Here is an 18,100-nt window from a genome sequence, read left to right on the forward strand (position 1 = left end):
TATGCGCCATAGAAACAGTGGGCGTTCATTCAGTCGAACCAGTGCGCATCGCAAGGTCATGTTCCGGAACATGGCGGCCTCCCTTTTTGAGCATGAATTGATCAAGACCACTTTGCCCAAGGCGAAGGAACTGCGCAGTTTTGCGGAGCCGTTGATCACTTTGGCCAAAGTGGATACGGTTGCCAACAGAAGGTTGGCGTTTGATCGGGTCAGGGATAAAAAGGCGGTCGGTAAGCTGTTTTTGACCTTGGGTCCACGCTATAAAAACCGCCCAGGGGGTTATTTGCGTGTTCTCAAGTGCGACTATCGGGCAGGCGACAATGCACCGATGGCCTATGTGGAGTTGGTCGATCGTCCCGAGGAGTGAAACTCCCGGCGGAGTGCCGAGTCGACAGTGATTCGATTCGGCACGTCGATCACGGATGATGGTTGAGAAAAAACGAAACCAGTGAGATGGCCTCGCCACCACTGGTTTTTTGATTTATGGGTCCGTGATCCAGTACGCCATGTCTGCCTGATGCCATCCCGCGGTGAAGAGGCGAAAATCACCTGTTTTTGCTGCCTGCTGGACGGCCCTTTTGCTTTTCTGCAAAGGGGGGATATTTTGTCTTGGCTGCGCCCTTTGTAGTGGTGGGCTGCTCATAGCGGCTGATCTTGAGCTGTTTGCCGGCGACCCAGACCTTCTTGAGCAGATGCAACAGCTCTTTGGGCATGCCTTGCGGCAGTCCAACTAGGCTGTAGTCGTCGAATATTTCGATGCGGCCGATATATTTGCTGTCGATGCCGGCTTCATTGGCAATGGCGCCGACCAGGTTACCGGGCTTGAGGCCTTGGTTGCGACCGACTTCGACGCGGTAATTCTCCAGCGAAGCATCCACTGGAGCGGTCATTTTTCCGCGTTTCGGTCCGGTGTCTGATGTCGCACGTCGAACGCTGGGGGCCTCGCGTTCGCGAGTACGACCCCCATCTCGACTGCGCTGTTGAAGCTGCTCTTCTTCTTCACTTGGTTGCGGCAGTAGCAACTCTCCACCGATCAGCATGGCGGCGAGTGCCGAGGCGATGTCGATCAGTGGCCGTTGACTCTGTGTCTGATACTCCTGCAGCAGTTTCTGATAGAGCGTCAGGTCGAAGGTGTCGAGGGCGCTGCTGATGTGTGCATGGAAACGTTCGATGCGCTTCTGGTTGACTTCAGCCACTGTGGGCAGGTACATCCGCTCGATTTTGTGCCCAGTGGTCTGTTCGATGGCATGCAGCAGGCGGTTTTCGCGCTGGGTGACGAAGAGGATCGCCTCACCGCTGCGTCCAGCGCGGCCAGTGCGTCCTATGCGGTGGACGTAGGCTTCGGGATCGTAGGGGATGTCGTAGTTGATCACATGGGTCACGCGGTCGATGTCGAGTCCACGTGCGGCGACATCGGTGGCGACTAGGATGGCGGTCTCGCCACTTTTGAGCCGGGCGATGGTCTGCTCCCGCAGGCTTTGCGGGATGTCGCCATTGAGCGGTGCAGCAGTGTGTCCACGGGCGTTGAGCTGCTCCGCCAATGCCAGGGTTTCGGTCTTGGTGCGCACGAAGATGATGATGGCATCGTGGTCGATGGTCTCGAGAATTCGGCTCAAGGCCTCGAACTTGTCGACACCGCCGACGCGCCAGAAGCGCTGGCGAATCGCTTCGACCGTGGTGGTCTGCGATTTGATGGCGACCTCTTCGGCGTCATGCAGGTGCTGCCGGGCGATACGGCGGATCGGCACTGGCATGGTGGCGGAGAAGAGCGCAACCTGCCGCTTGGGTGGTGTCTGTTCCAGGATCCATTCGACGTCGTCGATGAAGCCCATCCGCAGCATTTCATCGGCTTCATCAAGCACCAGGTGGTTGATGGTGCCGAGGTCGAGGGTGCCGCGGCGCATGTGGTCCATGACCCGCCCCGGGGTGCCGACGACGACATGGACCCCCTGCCGCAACTGTATCAACTGCTCGCGGTAGCCCTGACCGCCGTAGACCGTGCAGATCCTGAAGCCAGGCAGATGGACTGCATAGCTGCGGAAGGCTTCAGACACCTGCAGTGCCAGTTCGCGGGTCGGGGCCAGAACCAGCCCTTGCAGTTGCGGACGGCTGAGGTCGATCTGCGTCAGCAGCGGCAGTGCAAAGGCGGCAGTCTTGCCGGTGCCGGTCTGTGCTTGCCCCAGCAGGTCCCGACCCGCCAGCAGAAAGGGGATGGTTCGGGCCTGGATGGGCGAGGGGCTTTCATAGCCGAGATCATCGAGTGCGCGCTGGATCGGTTCCGGCAGGCCAAGGTCGGCAAAGTTGAGGGGTTGTGGAGCGTCGGCAGTGGCAGAGTGCATCATGGATTGTCTGGTAACCTGAAAATGTAAATAGGCCGCCGCGCGGAAGATGGGTCATCCCGTCGCGGGCTTGCGGAGTCGGTTGGGTGGCTTCCCGCCAGATATGAACGAAAAAGTCAGTGTCTGTTGGATGAAGGGGTGTGGCTGCCGTCAGCCGGCAAGATGTTCGGCCAGGGGCAGCGAGAGCTCATGCAGGGCGCGGCGGTACACCTCACGCTTGAACTCCACCACGCGGCTCAACGGATGCCAGTAGCTCACCCAGCGCCACTGGGAAAATTCGGGATGGCGGCTGTGATCGACCCGTACCCGGCTCTCTTCGCCCTGCATCATCAACAGGAACCACTTCTGCTTCTGACCGACGAAGTGGCTGTCAGGCTGGTTGCGCACCAGTCGCTTGGGCAACTGGTAGTGAAGCCAGCCACAGGTGCAGGCGAGGATGCGGACATCGTGCGGCTCAAGACCGACCTCTTCATGGAGTTCGCGGAACAGCGCCTGTTCAGGCGATTCGCCACGTTGAATGCCGCCCTGGGGAAATTGCCATGCCTCTTGTCGTCCGATGCGTCTGGCCCAAAATAGTTGGCCCTGTGGATTGGCCAGGATGATGCCGACGTTGGGACGGTAGCCGGATGCGTCGATCTCATCGCGGCTGCGGCCACCCCGCGCCGGCGAGCGCGGCATTATAATGCCATTGGCGCCGGTTGGGGATGGTGCAAGACTTTCACTGTTTTCCATATTTTCACTATTGCGACTTTCAGCGGGGAATGCAAGCAGTGCCACTGGCAATCTTTGATCTCGACAACACCCTGCTCGGTGGCGACAGCGACCATGCCTGGGGAGAGTTTCTGGTGAGCGAAGGCTGGGTCGATGCGGAGCGATTTCGTGCCAGCAACGATCTGTTCTATCAGCGCTATCTCAATGGTGACCTTGATATTTTTGAGTATCAGGCGTTTGCCCTGGCGCCGCTGAAGGAGATGGGGCGCGCGATGGCAGAACAGTTGCGTGCACGATTTCTGACTGAGCGCATCGCTCCGCTGATTCTGCCCAAGGGGCTGGCGCTGCTGGAGCAGCATCGGCGTCGCGGCGACTTTCTGTTGATCATCACCGCCACCAGTCACTTCATCACCGAGCCGATTGCCAGCCAACTGGCGGTGGATGATCTGATTGCCACCATGCCGGAGCTGGCCGATGGCGAGTTCACCGGCCGGGTGGCCGGTGTTCCGAGCTTTCGCGAGGGAAAGGTGGCGCGGCTGCGGCAGTGGCTTGACGAACGTGCGCTGTCGTTGGATGGCAGCAGCTTCTACAGCGACTCGCACAACGATCTGCCGCTGCTGAGCCTGGTGGAGAATCCGGTGGCGGTCGATCCTGACCCACTGCTGGAGGCCCACGCGCGCGGCGCGAGCTGGCCGGTCATCTCGCTGCGATAGCCGCTAGCAGGCGCGCACCGTCAGGCTCTTCAGGTACTGGGTCTCCGGCATTGCTGGATGGATCGGGTGATCCGGTCCCTGATGCCCCTGCTCGAGAACCTGTGCCAGACGGCCGTCATGGCGGGCCGCACTGACCACCACCTCCCACAGTTCGGCAGGTTGCAGGTGGCTGGAGCAGGATGAGGTGATCAGAATGCCCTCGTCGCTCAACAGCTTGAGCGCAAGCTGATTGAGCTGGTGGTAGCTCTTGAGCCCCTGAGTGTGGAACTTGCGGCGAGGGATCAGGCTCGGCGGATCGAGCAGAATAAGGTCGAACTGGCGCCGGCTGTCGCGGCACGCCTTGAGGAAGTCGATGGCATCGCCCTGTTCGGTGCTGACCCGCTCGGCCACGCCATTGCGGCGGGCGTTCTCGTTGACCCACTCCAGGGCATGGGCCGAACTGTCGACACAGGTGACGCTGCTGGCACCGGCCAGTGCCGCCTGAATACCCCAGCCGCCGACGTAGCTGTAGAGGTCGAGCACCCGCCGTGCGCGGGCGTGGATGCCGAGTCGGGCGCGGTTGAGGCGATGGTCATAGAACCAGCCGGTTTTTTGCCCGCCCTGGGCCGGCGCCACGAAACGGCCGCCATTCTCGCTGATCTCAAGCTGTTGCGGCAGTTCGCCGCTGGCCACCTCGGTGTATTCGTCCAGCCCTTCGATGGCGCGAAAGCCACCTTGATTGCGCCAGATCAGCGTGGCGGGCGCATAGACGGCCGCGATGGCGGTTTCGAGCATCGGCTTCAGCTGCTCCATGCCGGCGCTGCTGATCTGGCCGACCACCACCTCGCCGTAGCAGTCGAGCACCAGTCCCGGCAAGGCATCGCTGTCGCCATAGACCCAGCGATGGTGATCGCTGGCGAAGAGTTGCCGGCGCAGCCGCAATGCGGCCTCCAGTCGCCGCGTCAGCATCTCTTCGTCGATGACCACATCGCCCTCACGGCTGTAGAGTCGGGCCGCAATCAGGGTGCTGGGGTTGACCAGGGCACTGCCGAGCGGTTTGCCCTGGGCGCTGGTGACCGTCGCCAGGGTGCCGGGGGCGAACTGGGTCAGCGGTGAACGGTTGGTGTCGACTTCGTTGCTGTAGACCCAGCGGTGCCCCTTCTTGATGCGACGGTCATGGCCTGATTTGAGGAGGAGTCTGGGCAGGGTGCTGGTCATGTCGATACCGGATGTGAAGGAAGGTGAAGCAATCAGCTCGGATTGCGGTTGAGATTGGCATCGGGGCGCCAGACCAGATCGGGATTGCGGCTGGCGCGGGTGTCATCCAGGCGACGTACCGGCAGGCTGTGTGGTGCCTGGCGCAGCCGCTCCGGGTCGTGTGTGGCCTCGGTGAGAATTTTTGCCATCGCATCGATGAATCCATCGAGCGTCTCCTTGCTCTCGGTTTCGGTTGGCTCGATCAGCAGCGCTTCGGGCACGATCAGCGGAAAGTAGGTGGTGGGGGCGTGGTAGCCGTGGTCGAGCAGCCGCTTGGCCACATCCATTGCAGTGATGCCAAGCGCCTTGGCGCTCTGTTGCAGCGTGATGATGAACTCATGGGTGGCGCGCCGCTGCGGATAGGCCAGCTCATAGCCGATCTCGACCAGACGCTGGGCGAGGTAGTTGGCGTTGAGGGTGGCGTGGTCGCTGACTCGCGCCATGCCTTCGCGCCCCAGCATCAGCGCATAGGCGAGGGCGCGCAGCAGGATGCCGGCATTGCCCATGAAGCTGCTCAGATGGCCGATCGAAGCGGGGGCCTGCGCCTGATCGATCCAGCCGAACCGGGGTTGGCCGTCGGCATCGACCACCTTGCCGACATAGGGCGTCGGCAGGTAGGGCAGCAACCGCTCGTTGACCGCCACCGGACCGGCACCGGGTCCACCGCCGCCATGGGGGGTGGCGAAGGTCTTGTGCAGGTTGAGATGCAGGACATCGAAGCCCATCGCACCCGGCTTGGCGCGGCCGAGGATGGCATTGAGATTGGCGCCGTCGTAGTAGAGCAGGCCGCCGGCGCCATGCACGGCGTCGGCGATCTCGCTGATGCCGCGCTCGAACAGGCCGCAGGTCGAGGGGTTGGTCATCATCAGCCCGGCGGTGTGGGGGCCGAGCGCCGCCCGCAGTGCGGTGAGGTCGACATCGCCATCGGGCTTGAGCGGAATCTCCCGCACGCCGTAGCCGCACATCGCTGCCGTGGCCGGGTTGGTGCCATGGGCGGCAGCCGGGATCAGAATCTCGCTGCGGGCATGGTCGGCGCGGGCCTGGTGGTAGGCGCGAATCATCGCCACGCCGGCGAATTCGCCCTGGGCCCCGGCCATCGGCGTCAGTGAGACACCGGCCATGCCGGTCACGCTCTGCAGAATCTCCTGCAGCCGATGGAGCGCGCCGAGAAAACCCTGGCTGAGGCTGATCGGCGCCAGCGGATGGCGGTTGAGAAAGCCCGGCAGCGAGGCGGCCTTGTGGGCGCCGCGCGGGTTGTACTTCATCGTGCAGGAGCCGAGCGGGTAGAAGTGGGTGTCGATCGAGAAGTTGCGCTGCGACAGCCGGGTGTAGTGGCGCACCACCTGCAGTTCGGAGAGTTCCGGCAGCGGTGGCGGTGTCGCACGCAGCAGTTCGGTGGGCAGGTCGCTGCAATCGGTCGATCGATCGGGCGCCTGTGCATGGGCGGCGCGCTGGGGACGGCTCTGGTCAAAAATCAGCATGGCGGCAACTCCGTGAGCGGGCAGATCGATCAGCCGAGGGCGCGTTCGAGCGCGGCGATGTAGCGGTCGATGTCGGCGGCGCTGCTGGTTTCGGTGGTGCAGACCAGCATGCAGTCGGACCACTGTGCAAAGTCATCGGCCAGTGGCACGCCGCCGAAGATGCGCTCATCGGCCAGGCGTGCCAGCGTCTGGCGGGGATCGCGCGGCAGCCGCACCACCAGCTCATGAAAACAGGGGCCATCAAGTGGCAGCTCGACACCGGGAATGGCGCGCAGCCGCTCGGCCAGCGTGCGGCAGTTGTCGTGACAGCGGGCGGCGATCCGGGCCAGACCCGGCCCCATCAGGCTCAGGTAGAGGGTGGCGGCTGCCACCAGCAACCCCTGGTTGGTGCAGATGTTGGAGGTGGCCTTGGCGCGGCGGATGTGCTGTTCACGCGCCTGCAGCACCAGGGTGAAACCAACCCGGCCGTCGCGGTCGAGGGTGCGACCGATCAGCCGGCCGGGCAGTTGGCGCACCAGCGCCTCACGGCAGCAGACGAAACCGAAGGAGGGGCCGCCGGAGGCCATCGGAATGCCCAGTGGCTGGCCATCGCCCACCGCGATGTCGGCGCCGCGGCTGCCCCATTGACCCGGTGGCTTCAGCAGCGCCATCGCCAGCGGATTGACCAGCGCGATGGCGAGCAGGCCGTTGGCGTGGGCCCAGTCGGTCAGTTGATCGACCGCTTCGAGGCGGCCCAGGTAGTTGGGCTGTGGAATGACCAGGGCTGCATGGTCGTCACTCGCAGCGGGCAGTGCCTTGAGATCGACCACGCCGCTGGCGTCGAGCGGCAGCAGATCGAGTTCGATCTGCTGGTTGCGGACGATGTCGCGCGCGGCGCGCAGATAGAGCGGGTGGATGGTGCCGGCGACCCACACCCGTCTTGCCGAGGCCGAGCGGTTGGCGCGCAGCGCCATCAGAATCGCCTCGGCCAGCGCCGACGCACCATCGTAGAGCGAGGCGTTGGAGACCTCCATCGCCATCAGCGTGGCCATCATGCTCTGGTATTCGTAGAGCAGTTGCAGCGTGCCCTGGCTCGCCTCGGCCTGATAGGGGGTGTAGGCGGTCATGAATTCGCCACGGCCGATGATGTCCCAGACCGCGGCCGGAATGTGGTGGGCATAGCAGCCGGCGCCGGCGAAGCAGAGCACATTGTCATCCTGCGCCGCCAGCGTTCGCAGTTCGGCCAGCATCTCCCATTCACTGAGGCCGGCATCCAGCCCATCGAGGCTGCTGTCGTGCAGGTGAGGCGGAATTTCGTCGAACAGCGCATCGATGCGGTCGACACCGATGGTGGCGAGCATCTGCGTCACTTCGGCTTCGGTATGGGGGATGAAGGGCATGGGGTGGACTGCTCAGAGGGTGGGGGAGAGGGCGGGGTCAGCTTCGTGTGCGATGAGCGTCGCAATGCGCTCCGGATCGGTTGTCTTGAAATGTTCTGGGAGGTACATGCGAACTGAATTCCAGCATCGTTATTGGTCCGCTCTTTGGAGCACGCGCTCGCAGCGCGTTTCATTCGCTAATCCAACCTGCCGTGAGATCAAAGATTACCTCCATCGGTGTATCCGAGAAGGAATGAGAGATTTTGATTCGAGCGTAGCTTATTGATTTTCCGTTTTTCTCTCTGATGAAAAGCGGGCATGTATCCACGAGTCCGATCAGTTGGCACGGGTTCTGTACGTTACCTAGTCGATCAATCGCGTCAGACCACGTGACGTCGATCTTCGTGCCATTCTTGTCGTAAACCGATACCGCGTTTACGTATGCCTTTCTCTTCGATTTGTTAAATAGAGTGCATTGAATGACGCAGTCAGAATGCATGTGTTCGTGTAAATCAGGATGGATCGAGGTTCCAGCGACAATCCGTTCGTCTGTTTTTAAATCGTCGTGGATCTTGCGCGCCAGCCGATAGCTAAGAAAGGCGCACCAGCCCGAGAAAATCGCCGCCAATGCCGCCAGCGACGCGGCGTAAGTGGATGTAGATTGGAGTATCTCCGGAGCCATAGCGGACCTCGAGCCTCCAACTACCCTTCGACCACATCGGCATAACCATCGGCATCGAGCAGGCCGTCGAGTTCGGTCAGGTCGCTCGGTTCGATGCGGAAGAACCAGCCCTGCTCGTAGGGTGACTGATTGACCAGCTCCGGTGCCGTGCCGAGTGCATCGTTGACCTCGACCACGGTGCCGGAGACCGGGGCGTAGATGTCCGAGGCCGCCTTGACCGACTCCACCACCGCCACCTCCTGTCCGGCGCTCACCTTGATGCCGACGTCGGGCAGTTCGACAAAGACCACATCGCCCAGCTGCTCCTGGGCATGGTCGGTGATGCCGACGCTGACCAGGCCGCCCGGTTCGAGGTTCGCCCACTCATGGCTGCTGAGGTATTTGAGGTGATCGGGTATCTGGCTCATGGCAGTCTCTCTTGTTATGAAGTTGAAAGGGTCAGGCAGAGGTGGGGGTGACCGGTGGATGGAGCGGTTGGCCATGGCGCACGAACGGCAGCTTCACCACCTGGGCCGGCAGCCGTCTGCCGCGGATCTCGGCCTCGACCCGGCCGCTGCTGCCGAGCGGCAGCCGGGCGATGGCGATCGAATGGCCCAGCGTCGGCGAAAAGGTGCCGCTGGTGACGATGCCTTCGCCGGTGGCGGTGAAGATGCGCTGTCCGGCACGCAGCACGCCGCGGCCTTCGAGCAGCAGGCCAAGCTGGCACTGCTGCACCCCCTGTTCGCGCAGTCGGGTCAGCGCGGCGCGGCCGATGAAGTCACGCGTGGGCGGCTCCCAGGCGATGGTCCAGCCGAGGTTGGCGATCAGCGGGTTGACGCTCTCATCCATCTCGGCGCCATAGAGGTTGAGGCCGGCCTCGATGCGCAGCGTGTCGCGGGCACCCAGGCCGGCCGGCGTGATGCCGGCGCTGCGCAACTGCTCCCACAGTGCGCCGGCGCTGTCGCCGGGCAGCAGGATCTCGACGCCCTCCTCGCCGGTGTAGCCGGTGCGGGCGATGAAGCGGTCGCCATGCTGCATGGCCATGAAGGGGGGCAGGTCGAGCAGTGCGGGCAGTGCAAGCAGTTCGGCCAGTCGGTGCCGGGCCGCGGGGCCCTGTACCGCAATGATGGCGAGGTCGCGGCGCTCCTGGCAGGTGACGCTGAAATGGCGGCCATGTGTGGCGAGCCAGGCGAGATCCTTGTCGCGGGTGGCGCAGTTGACCACCAGGCGGTAGCCCTCGGCAAGACGATAGACGATCAGGTCATCGACCACGCCGGCCTCTTCGTTGAGCATCAGGCCGTAGAGTGCGCTGCCGATGGATTTCAGCTTGTCGACTTCATTGGCGAGCAGATGGCGAAGAAAGTCGCGGGCGTCGGGGCCATGCAGGTCGACGATGGTCATGTGCGAGACATCGAACATGCCAGCGGCCCGTCTGACCTGCAGATGCTCCTCGATCTGCGAGCCATAGTGCAGCGGCATCTCCCAGCCGCCGAAATCGACCAGATGGCCGCCGGCGGCGACATGGTGGGCGTGAAGGGGGGTCCGTTTCAGCATTGGCCGTCCAGAACAAAGAGCGCCATTCTACGCCGGTTTTGCCGTGGCAGCGGCATCATCACCGCGACACCGCGCGAGCGATGTCAGGCAGATCGCCGGCCATGCCGCTGGCGCGCCCGATCAGCCAGCGCTTGAGTGGCGCGCTGCGATCGACCAGCGACAGCCCGCGGTTGCGCAGCAGCCGCAGTGGCAACGGATCGGCCGCGAACAGCCGCTTCAGCCCCTCCATTGCTGCCATCATCGCCAGATTCTCCCCCTGACGGCGGCGCTGGTAACGCTGCAACAGCAGTGGATCGTTCAGCGGCAGGCCGCGCGCCACTCCCTTGCCCAGCTCCTCGGCCAGCACCGCGGCATCGAGCAGGCCGAGGTTGACCCCCTGTCCGGCCAGTGGATGGATGCTGTGGGCGGCATCGCCGATCAGCACCAGTGCGCCCTGCACATAGTCGACACTGTGCGACTGCCGCAACGGGAAGCTGTAGCGGCGATCGGCCAGTTCGAGCGCACCCAGCCGCGCTTCGCTGGCGCGGGTCAGCGCCTGATTGAAGCTGGCCTCGTCGCTGGCCAGCAGGCTGTCGGCCGCTGGTTCCGGCAACGACCAGACGATCGAGCAGTGGTGCGGATCGGTGAGTGGCAGCAGCGCCAGCGGCGCGCCATCGCGAAAACATTGCCAGGCGGTGGCCGCATGGGGTTGAGTCGAGCGCACCGTGGAGACGATGGCCCGTTGCCGGTAGGACCACTGCCGGCAGCGAAAGCCGGCCATCTGTCGCAGCGGGGAGTGGCTGCCGTCGGCCGCCACCAGCAACTGGGCGGTGACGGTCGAGCCATCTTCCAGTTGCAGCAGTGGCCTGCCGCCAGTGGTGCTGCCGAGCGCGGTGACCGGGCTGCGCCAGCGCAGCTCGACACCGTGCTGATCCGCCAGCGTTGTCAGCAGGGCATGGCGGGTCACCTCGTTTTCGACGATGTGCCCCAGCGCCGGCTGCTGGATGGCGGCGGCATCGAACTCGATCTGCCCGCTGCCCTCGCCATCCCAGACCACCATCCGCTGGTAAGGCGAGACCCGCTGCGCCCGCATCAGTGGCCAGGCACCGACCCGTTCGAGCAGCTGCTGCGACGCGAGGCTGAGAGCGCTGACACGTGGCTGGTAACGGTCGGGTTGCAGCGGCAGGTCGTCTCGTGGCGGCGCATCGGCGTCGAGCAGCAGCAGCTTCAGCCCCTGCCCGCGCAGCAGTGCGGCCAGCGTCAGTCCCACCATGCCGCCACCGACGATGGCGATGTCGCAGGCAGTATTCATCGTCCAGCACCTCCGTGACCGCCTGCCCGCAGCGGATTGGGCGGGTTCAGCCCCATGGTGAAGCGGGAGAACAGCTGTTTGGCGGGCAGGCAGAGGTCGAAGGCCAGCAGACCGAGGCTGCGGCCGCCGCGCAGCCACAGCGGCGCCTGGCCGAACAGCCGTGGCAGCTGGTGGCTCAGTGCCACGGTCTGCCGTTGATCGTCCTGGCGAGTTGCCAGATAGTCTTGCAGGGTCGAGAGTGCGCCCAGCGGCTGGTCCTGCTGCCGTGCTCGTTGCAGCACGGCAGCGAGGGTGGCGGTGTCGCGCAGCGACAGGTTGAAGCTCTGCCCCGCCACCGGATGCAGGGTATGCGCGGCATTGCCCAGCAGCAGCAGGTGGGCGCGGATCTGCTCCAGCGCCTCGACCCGCTCCAGCGGGTAGTGGTGACGCTCGCCGACGTGCTCGATCAGCCCCATGCGCAGGCCGAAACAGCGTTGCAACCGGGCGATGAAGTCAGCCTCGCTGCACTGCATGAGCGTCTCGATCTCGGCTTCGGGCAGCGTCCAGATCAGCGCCGATCGCCCTTCACTCAGCGGCAGCAGGGCGATCGGACCCTGTGGCGTGAAGCGTTCGAATGCGCGGCCGTCGTGCGGTGTGCCGGTGACCAGGTTGGCAATCAGCGCATGTTGCCGGTAACCACGGCGGCGGATGGCGATGCCGAGTGCCTCGCGCAGGCCCGAGCGACCGCCATCGGCAATGACCGCCAGCGCCGCCTCCAGTTGGCGTGGACCGCTCTGGTCGGTCAGGGTCAGCCGCATGCCGGCGGCGAGCGGTTGCAGCGCTGTCACCTCGGCCGGCGCCAGCAGTGTGATGTTGGGATGCCGTGCGGTGGCCGCCAGCAGGACATGGCCCAGGGCACGGTTCTCGATCACATGGCCGAAGGCCTCGACGCCGGCTTCGCGGCAGTCGAGGTGGGCCATGCCGAACTGCCCCTGGCTCGATACCTCGATCTGGCAGATGGCGGTCGCCCATGGGGCCAGCAGCTCCCACAGGCCGAGCGTCTGATAGATCTGCCGGCTGCCCTGTGACAGCACCGTGGCGCGGGCGTCGAAGCTGGGCTGCAACGGGGGTTCGTTCTGCTGCGGGAAGGGATGCCGCTCGATCAGCGTGATGCGCGGTGGGTCGTCGCCGCACTGGTGGCTCAGCGCCAGCGCCAGACTCAGTCCGGCCATGCCGCCGCCGATGATGGCGACATCGCACGCAGGCGGTTTCATGGCTGTCGGCCTCGGGCCTCGGCCATCAGCGCCTCGATCTCATCGATCTGTTTCGGTACACCCGGTGTCAGCAGTTCGACACCGTTGCGGGTGACCGCCACGTCATCCTCGATACGGATGCCGATGCCGCGCCAGCGCGGGTCGATGCCGGGCTGGTTGAGGGCGACGTAGATGCCCGGCTCCAAGGTCATGGTCATACCCGGTTCGAGCATCCGCCAGGCGCCGGCCACCTTGTACTCGCCGACATCATGCACATCCATTCCCAGCCAGTGGCCGGCGCGGTGCATGTAGTAGGGTTTGCAGGCTTCGGTCTCGATCAGCTCGTTCAGTTCGCCGCTCAGCAGTCCCAGTGCCAGCAGCCCCTCGGTGATCACCCTGACGCTGGCATCGTGCGGCTGATTCCAGCTGGCGCCGGGGCGGGTGGCGTCGATGGCGGCCTGCTGGGCGGTCAGCACCACCTCGTAGAGGGCGCGCTGTTCGCCGCTGAATGTGCCGTTGACCGGGAAGGTGCGGGTGATGTCGGAGGCGTAGTACTCGAATTCGCAGCCGGCATCGATCAGCACCAGTTCGCCGTCGGCCATCTGCCGGTTGTTTTCGCGGTAGTGGAGGATGCAGCTGTTGGGGCCGGAACCGACGATCGAGGAGTAGGCCGGCGCCCGGCTGCCGCTGCGGATGAATTCGTGCAGCAGTTCGGCCTCGAGCTGATACTCCCACAGGCCGGGACGGCAGACCTGCATTGCCCGCACGTGGGCGCGGGCCGAGATGGCGCCGGCTTCGCGCATCAGCTTCAGTTCGGCCGGACTCTTGTAGAGCCGCAGGTCGTGCAGCAGATGTTCCAGCGCAATCAGCTGGTCGGGGGGGTGGGCGCCGCTGCGCACCTTGCCGCGCACCTGGTTGACCCAGTCGATCAGCCGGCGATCGAACTCGGCATCGCGCCCCAGTGTGTAGTAGAGGTGGTCGCGCCCTTCGATCAGTCCGGGCAGGATGTCGTCGATGTCGGTGATCGGAAAGGCATCGTCGGCGCCGTACAGCTCCGGCGCCCGTTCCGGTCCGCAGCGGTAGCCATCCCACAGCTCCCGTTCCGGATTGCGCTCGCGGCAGAACAGCAGAAAGCGGCCTTGCTCACGGTCGGGCAGCAGCACCAGCACCGACTCCGGCTCGACAAAGCCGCTGAGGTAGTGGAAGTCACTCTCTTGTCGATAGAGATAGTCGACATCACGGTTTCTGATTCGCACCGGCGCGCTGGCGAGGATGGCGATGCTGTTGGGCGCCATCCGCTCCATCAGGGCGCGGCGGCGGTTGCTGAACTCTTTGGCGGGCAGACTCATGGGGTTCCCATCGATGAGGTTCGGGTTCAATGGAGTCGGGATGGCGCTGTTGCGGTCCGATCGGCATCGGTTGTGAGCTCGGCATGGAGCGCGATTGCCGTGCAGCGCAGATGTTCGCTCAGCGCCATGTAGTCGCGTTCGCTCTCCTCGCCCTCTTCACACTCGTCGCAATCGAGGTGGCTGATTTCGATCACGTCGGCCACCATCTGCCGCAGCGCGTCGCCCATTCTGGCATCGTTCAGCCGCCCGTTCGAGGTGAGTCCGGCGATGAAGCCCTGGCACCAGGCGACCAGCGCAGCCAGTCGGTCACCGAGCGGGGCCTCATCATCCGGCAGCAGCAACTGGTAGCTGAAGTCGCCAGCCCGCATGGCCAGTGCGGTACGGGCCTGGAGCGAACCGAGCTGCTCCAGCAGCGGCTCGGCCTCGGGCGCAGGCTGATCGAGGTGGCGCCACAGCGCGCGCAGCGTCTCGCTGGCGGGCTGCCGGCCGGCCACGCAGAGCTGTCCGGCGAAGAAGCCATCGATCTCGGCCGCCTCTGCCGCCACCTGATAGAGGTAGAGCAGCTCGTCGAACTGGTCATGGTCGGGTGGAGAGGTGCTCATGGTGATGGAGTCGTGATGGGTCCGAAGAGGGGCACGCAATCGGTGTGCCGCAAGGGTGGCTGTCTGGCTGAAGCGCCTGGACAGCCTGTCCGGGAGATGAGCATGTTATCAGTTTGCACGGCGGATGAAGCCCGAGGATGGGTGTTGCCGCCGGGGAGGTCCAATTGTAATCATGGCGCTCTGGTTCTATACTCCCGTCCCATTCCGAGCTCCTCTGCCGGCAATTCTACGGGCCGGCGAGTCCTTCAATCGGCTGTTTTTCGATGGGCGGACCGGCGTTTCGCTGTCCGCGTTTTGTTGTACAACAAAGCGAGCCTGCTGTGAACAAAAAAAGACCGGTCAACCTCGATCTGACCACGATACAACTGCCCCTTCCTGCATTCACCTCCATCCTGCACCGCGTTTCCGGCTTTGCGCTCTTTGCCGCCATCGCGCTGCTGCTCTATCTGTTGCAGCGTTCGCTCTCTTCGGCCCAGGGGTTTGCCGAGATCAAGGTGCTGCTGAGCGGCATCGGCGCCAAATTCATCATCTGGGCGGTGCTGTGCATGCTGGTCTACCACCTGGTGGCCGGCATCAAGCACCTGCTGATGGACATTGGCATCGGCGAGTCACTGGAGGGTGGCCGGCTGGGGGCCCAGGCGGTGCTGGCCATCACGCTGCTTCTGGCGGTCATTCTGGGGTTCTGGCTATGGTAACCAACGTCACCAATTTCGGACGCAGCGGTCTGCATGACTGGCTGGTGCAGCGGCTCTCGGCGCTGGTTCTGGCAGCTTACACGCTGTTTTTGCTGGTTTTTCTGCTGATCAATCCCGACCTCGATCATGTGCGCTGGATGGAGCTGTTCCAGCAGCGCTGGGTGCGCGGCTTCACGCTGCTGGCGCTGGTCGCGCTGATCGGCCATGCCTGGGTCGGCATGTGGACCATCTCCACCGACTACCTGAAGCCGTTGCTGCTGCGTTTTCTGTTTCAGAGTGGTTGCAGCCTGGTGCTGTTCGTCTATCTGGTCTGGGGTGTACGGATTGTCTGGAGTATCTGATCAATGACGAAGCTGCAAACTCTTTCGTTCGACGGCATCATCGTCGGTGGCGGTGGCGCGGGAATGCGCGCCGCGCTGCAATTGGCACAATCGGGTTACAAGACGGCGGTCGTCAGCAAGGTGTTTCCGACACGCTCGCACACGGTGTCGGCCCAGGGTGGCATCACCTGCGCGATCGGCAGCGATGACCCGAATGATGACTGGCGCTGGCACATGTATGACTCGGTCAAGGGGTCGGACTACATCGGCGACCAGGATGCGATCGAGTACATGTGCAGTGTCGGCCCTCAGGCGGTGTTCGAACTCGAGCACATGGGGCTGCCTTTCTCGCGCACCGAGACCGGGCGCATCTACCAGCGGCCGTTCGGCGGGCAGTCCAAGGATTTCGGCCGCGGCGGCCAGGCTGCCCGCACCTGCGCGGCCGCCGACCGCACCGGTCATGCGCTGCTGCACACGCTTTATCAGGCCAACCTGAAGAACAATGCGGTCTTTCTCAACGAGTGGTACGCGATCGATCTGGTGGTCAACCAGCGCGGCCAGGTGGTCGGTGTGGTGGCCCTGTGCATCGAGACCGGCGAGATGGCCTATCTGCAGGCCAAGGCCACGGTGCTGGCCACCGGTGGCGCCGGACGCATCTACCAGTCGACCACCAATGCCCTGATCAACACCGGAGATGGCGTCGGCATGGCGCTGCGCGCCGGATTCCCGGTGCAGGACATCGAGATGTGGCAGTTCCACCCCACCGGCATTGCCGATGCCGGGGTGCTGGTGACCGAAGGGTGCCGTGGAGAAGGCGGCTATCTGATCAACAAGGATGGCGAGCGCTTCATGGAGCGCTATGCACCCAATGCCAAGGATCTGGCGAGCCGCGATGTGGTGGCACGCTCGATGATTCTGGAGATTCTGGCCGGACGTGGCGCCGGCCCCAAGGGCGACCATGTACTGCTGAAGCTCGACCACCTCGGCCCGGAAGTGCTGCACAAGCGGTTGCCGGGCATCGTCGAGCTGTCGAAGACCTTTGCCCATGTCGACCCGGTCAAGGAGCCGGTCCCGGTGGTGCCCACCTGCCACTACATGATGGGTGGCATCCCCACCAACATCAATGCCCAGGCGCTGACCCAGGACAGTGCCGGTGCCGACCGGATCGTCGACGGTCTCTATGCGGTGGGCGAAGTGGCCTGCGTGTCGGTCCATGGTGCCAACCGTCTGGGTGGCAACTCGCTGCTCGACCTGGTGGTGTTTGGCCGTGCTGCCGGACTGCACATCGAGCAGGCATTGCGCCACGGCATCGACAGCCAGCCGGCCAGTGACAGCGATCTCGATGCCGCGCTGGCGCGGGTCAACCGCTGGAACGCATCAAAAAGCGGCGAGAGCGTGGCTGAGTTGCGTGCCGAGTTGCAGAAGACCATGCAGAACTACTTCGGCGTGTTCCGCAAGGAGGAGTCGATGAAGCAGGGCATCCAGACGATCGCGGCGCTGCGCGAGCGGTTGCGCGATGGCTTTCTGGTCGACAAGAGCATGGTGTTCAACACCGCACGGGTCGAGGCGCTCGAACTCGACAACCTGTTCGAGGTGGCGGAGGCGACGGCCATCGCCGCCGAGGCGCGCAAGGAGAGTCGGGGTGCCCATGCCAGAGAGGACTACCAGGAGCGTGATGACGAGAACTGGCTGAAGCACTCGATCTACTTCCCGCGCGAACGCAGGGTCGGCAAGCGCGACGTCAACTTCTCTCCCAAAACTGTCGAGCCCTTCGAGCCGAAAGTCCGGCAGTACTAATCGCAGCCCGCCCCAGACAGAGTACGACGATGCAAGTCAGTGTCTATCGCTACAATCCCAACACCGATGCCGAGCCGCAGATGCAGCAGGTCGAGGTCGAGATCCCTGCAGGCCGGGATCTGATGGTGCTCGACGTGTTGCAACTGATCAAGGAGCAGGATCCCACCTTTGCCTACCGGCGCTCCTGCCGAGAAGGGGTCTGCGGTTCCGATGGCATCAACATGAATGGCAAGAATGGTCTGGCCTGCATCACCCCGCTCTCCTCCCTCGTCAAGGGCCAGGGCGGCAAGCTGGTGCTGCGGCCGCTGCCGGGTCTGCCGGTGATCCGTGACCTGGTGGTCGACATGGCGATCTTCTATCGCCAGTACGAGAAGGTGCAGCCCTACCTGATCAACGATGAGGTGACCAGCGGCATCGAGCGGTTGCAGTCGCCCGAAGAGCGCGAAAAGCTCGATGGACTCTATGAGTGCATCCTCTGCGCCTGCTGCTCGACCAGTTGCCCCTCGTTCTGGTGGAATCCAGAAAAATTCATCGGTCCGGCCGGTCTGCTGCAGGCGTATCGATTCCTGGCCGACAGCCGTGACCGTGCCACCGATGAGCGGCTGGCGGCGCTCGATGACCCCTTCAGCGTCTTTCGCTGCCGCGGCATCATGAACTGCGTCAATGTCTGTCCGAAAGGGCTGAACCCAACCCGGGCGATCGGACACATCCGCTCCATGCTGCTGAGGCGGGCGACCTAGAGGCTCAAGCGGTCCGTTGCG

General features: G+C 64.0%; 18 protein-coding genes. 6 read left to right on the top strand and 12 right to left on the bottom strand.

All coding sequences use genetic code 11. The features are described from left to right. Position 1: 1 nt before the first annotated feature. Complete coding sequence (gene rplQ / locus H7A13_02900; protein ID MCP5332295.1) at positions 2–367, top strand: 50S ribosomal protein L17; 366 nt, start codon at positions 2–4, stop codon at positions 365–367. 178 nt (positions 368–545) lie between these two features. Here rplQ and H7A13_02905 read toward each other — a convergent pair whose 3' ends face one another. Continuing rightward, complete coding sequence (locus H7A13_02905) at positions 546–2,339, bottom strand: DEAD/DEAH box helicase (protein MCP5332296.1); 1,794 nt, start codon at positions 2,337–2,339, stop codon at positions 546–548. 150 nt (positions 2,340–2,489) lie between these two features. Then, the gene (locus H7A13_02910; GenBank protein ID MCP5332297.1) at positions 2,490–3,017 is read right to left on the bottom strand and encodes an RNA pyrophosphohydrolase; all 528 of its coding nucleotides are present in this window, start codon (positions 3,015–3,017) and stop codon (positions 2,490–2,492) included. 92 nt (positions 3,018–3,109) lie between these two features. Between H7A13_02910 and H7A13_02915 the strand changes: the two genes are divergently transcribed. Then, positions 3,110–3,763 (top strand): HAD family hydrolase, encoded by a 654-nt coding sequence (locus H7A13_02915; GenBank protein ID MCP5332298.1) that lies wholly within the window; start codon positions 3,110–3,112, stop codon positions 3,761–3,763. A gap of 3 nt (positions 3,764–3,766) precedes the next feature. Here the strand turns inward: H7A13_02915 and H7A13_02920 are convergent, their stop codons facing one another. From H7A13_02920 to H7A13_02965, 10 genes are all read right to left on the bottom strand, one after another. Next, complete coding sequence (locus H7A13_02920) at positions 3,767–4,960, bottom strand: class I SAM-dependent rRNA methyltransferase (GenBank protein MCP5332299.1); 1,194 nt, start codon at positions 4,958–4,960, stop codon at positions 3,767–3,769. 32 nt (positions 4,961–4,992) lie between these two features. Continuing rightward, entirely contained in the window at positions 4,993–6,480 is a 1,488-nt protein-coding gene (gene gcvPB, locus H7A13_02925) for an aminomethyl-transferring glycine dehydrogenase subunit GcvPB (protein MCP5332300.1), read from the bottom strand. 29 nt (positions 6,481–6,509) lie between these two features. Then, positions 6,510–7,859, bottom strand: coding sequence for an aminomethyl-transferring glycine dehydrogenase subunit GcvPA (gene gcvPA / locus H7A13_02930; GenBank protein MCP5332301.1), 1,350 nt, complete (start codon positions 7,857–7,859; stop codon positions 6,510–6,512). Between the two features lie 169 nt (positions 7,860–8,028). Then, positions 8,029–8,520, bottom strand: coding sequence for a hypothetical protein (locus H7A13_02935; protein MCP5332302.1), 492 nt, complete (start codon positions 8,518–8,520; stop codon positions 8,029–8,031). Positions 8,521–8,540: 20 nt separating this feature from the next. Continuing rightward, positions 8,541–8,927, bottom strand: coding sequence for a glycine cleavage system protein GcvH (gene gcvH / locus H7A13_02940; protein MCP5332303.1), 387 nt, complete (start codon positions 8,925–8,927; stop codon positions 8,541–8,543). Between the two features lie 31 nt (positions 8,928–8,958). After that, positions 8,959–10,053, bottom strand: a complete 1,095-nt coding sequence (gene gcvT / locus H7A13_02945; protein ID MCP5332304.1) for a glycine cleavage system aminomethyltransferase GcvT — start codon at positions 10,051–10,053, stop codon at positions 8,959–8,961. Positions 10,054–10,111: 58 nt separating this feature from the next. After that, complete coding sequence (locus H7A13_02950; GenBank protein MCP5332305.1) at positions 10,112–11,344, bottom strand: UbiH/UbiF/VisC/COQ6 family ubiquinone biosynthesis hydroxylase; 1,233 nt, start codon at positions 11,342–11,344, stop codon at positions 10,112–10,114. Further along, positions 11,341–12,597 carry a 2-octaprenyl-6-methoxyphenyl hydroxylase gene (gene ubiH, locus H7A13_02955; protein MCP5332306.1) on the bottom strand — a complete coding sequence of 419 codons (1,257 nt, stop codon included), beginning with the start codon at positions 12,595–12,597 and terminating at the stop codon, positions 11,341–11,343. The genes H7A13_02950 and ubiH overlap by 4 nt, the downstream gene beginning before the upstream one ends. Beyond that, positions 12,594–13,925, bottom strand: a complete 1,332-nt coding sequence (pepP, locus tag H7A13_02960; protein MCP5332307.1) for a Xaa-Pro aminopeptidase — start codon at positions 13,923–13,925, stop codon at positions 12,594–12,596. Before pepP ends, ubiH begins: the two co-directional genes overlap by 4 nt. A 26-nt stretch (positions 13,926–13,951) precedes the next feature. Continuing rightward, positions 13,952–14,527: a UPF0149 family protein gene (locus H7A13_02965; GenBank protein MCP5332308.1), complete on the bottom strand. Its 576-nt coding sequence runs from the start codon at positions 14,525–14,527 to the stop codon at positions 13,952–13,954. Positions 14,528–14,847: 320 nt separating this feature from the next. Here H7A13_02965 and sdhC point away from each other — a divergent pair, with 320 nt between their 5' ends. From sdhC to H7A13_02985, 4 genes are read left to right on the top strand one after another with little or no spacing between them, the layout of a single operon-like run. Then, entirely contained in the window at positions 14,848–15,222 is a 375-nt protein-coding gene (gene sdhC / locus H7A13_02970) for a succinate dehydrogenase, cytochrome b556 subunit (protein MCP5332309.1), read from the top strand. Next, entirely contained in the window at positions 15,216–15,563 is a 348-nt protein-coding gene (sdhD, locus tag H7A13_02975; protein ID MCP5332310.1) for a succinate dehydrogenase, hydrophobic membrane anchor protein, read from the top strand. Before sdhC ends, sdhD begins: the two co-directional genes overlap by 7 nt. Before the next feature lie 3 nt (positions 15,564–15,566). Further along, positions 15,567–17,339, top strand: coding sequence for a succinate dehydrogenase flavoprotein subunit (locus H7A13_02980; GenBank protein ID MCP5332311.1), 1,773 nt, complete (start codon positions 15,567–15,569; stop codon positions 17,337–17,339). 29 nt (positions 17,340–17,368) lie between these two features. Then, positions 17,369–18,079 carry a succinate dehydrogenase iron-sulfur subunit gene (locus H7A13_02985; protein ID MCP5332312.1) on the top strand — a complete coding sequence of 237 codons (711 nt, stop codon included), beginning with the start codon at positions 17,369–17,371 and terminating at the stop codon, positions 18,077–18,079. Positions 18,080–18,100: the final 21 nt, after the last annotated feature.

The organism is Pseudomonadales bacterium, from assembly GCA_024234215.1.
Lineage (GTDB): Bacteria > Pseudomonadota > Gammaproteobacteria > Pseudomonadales > UBA5862 > JACKOQ01.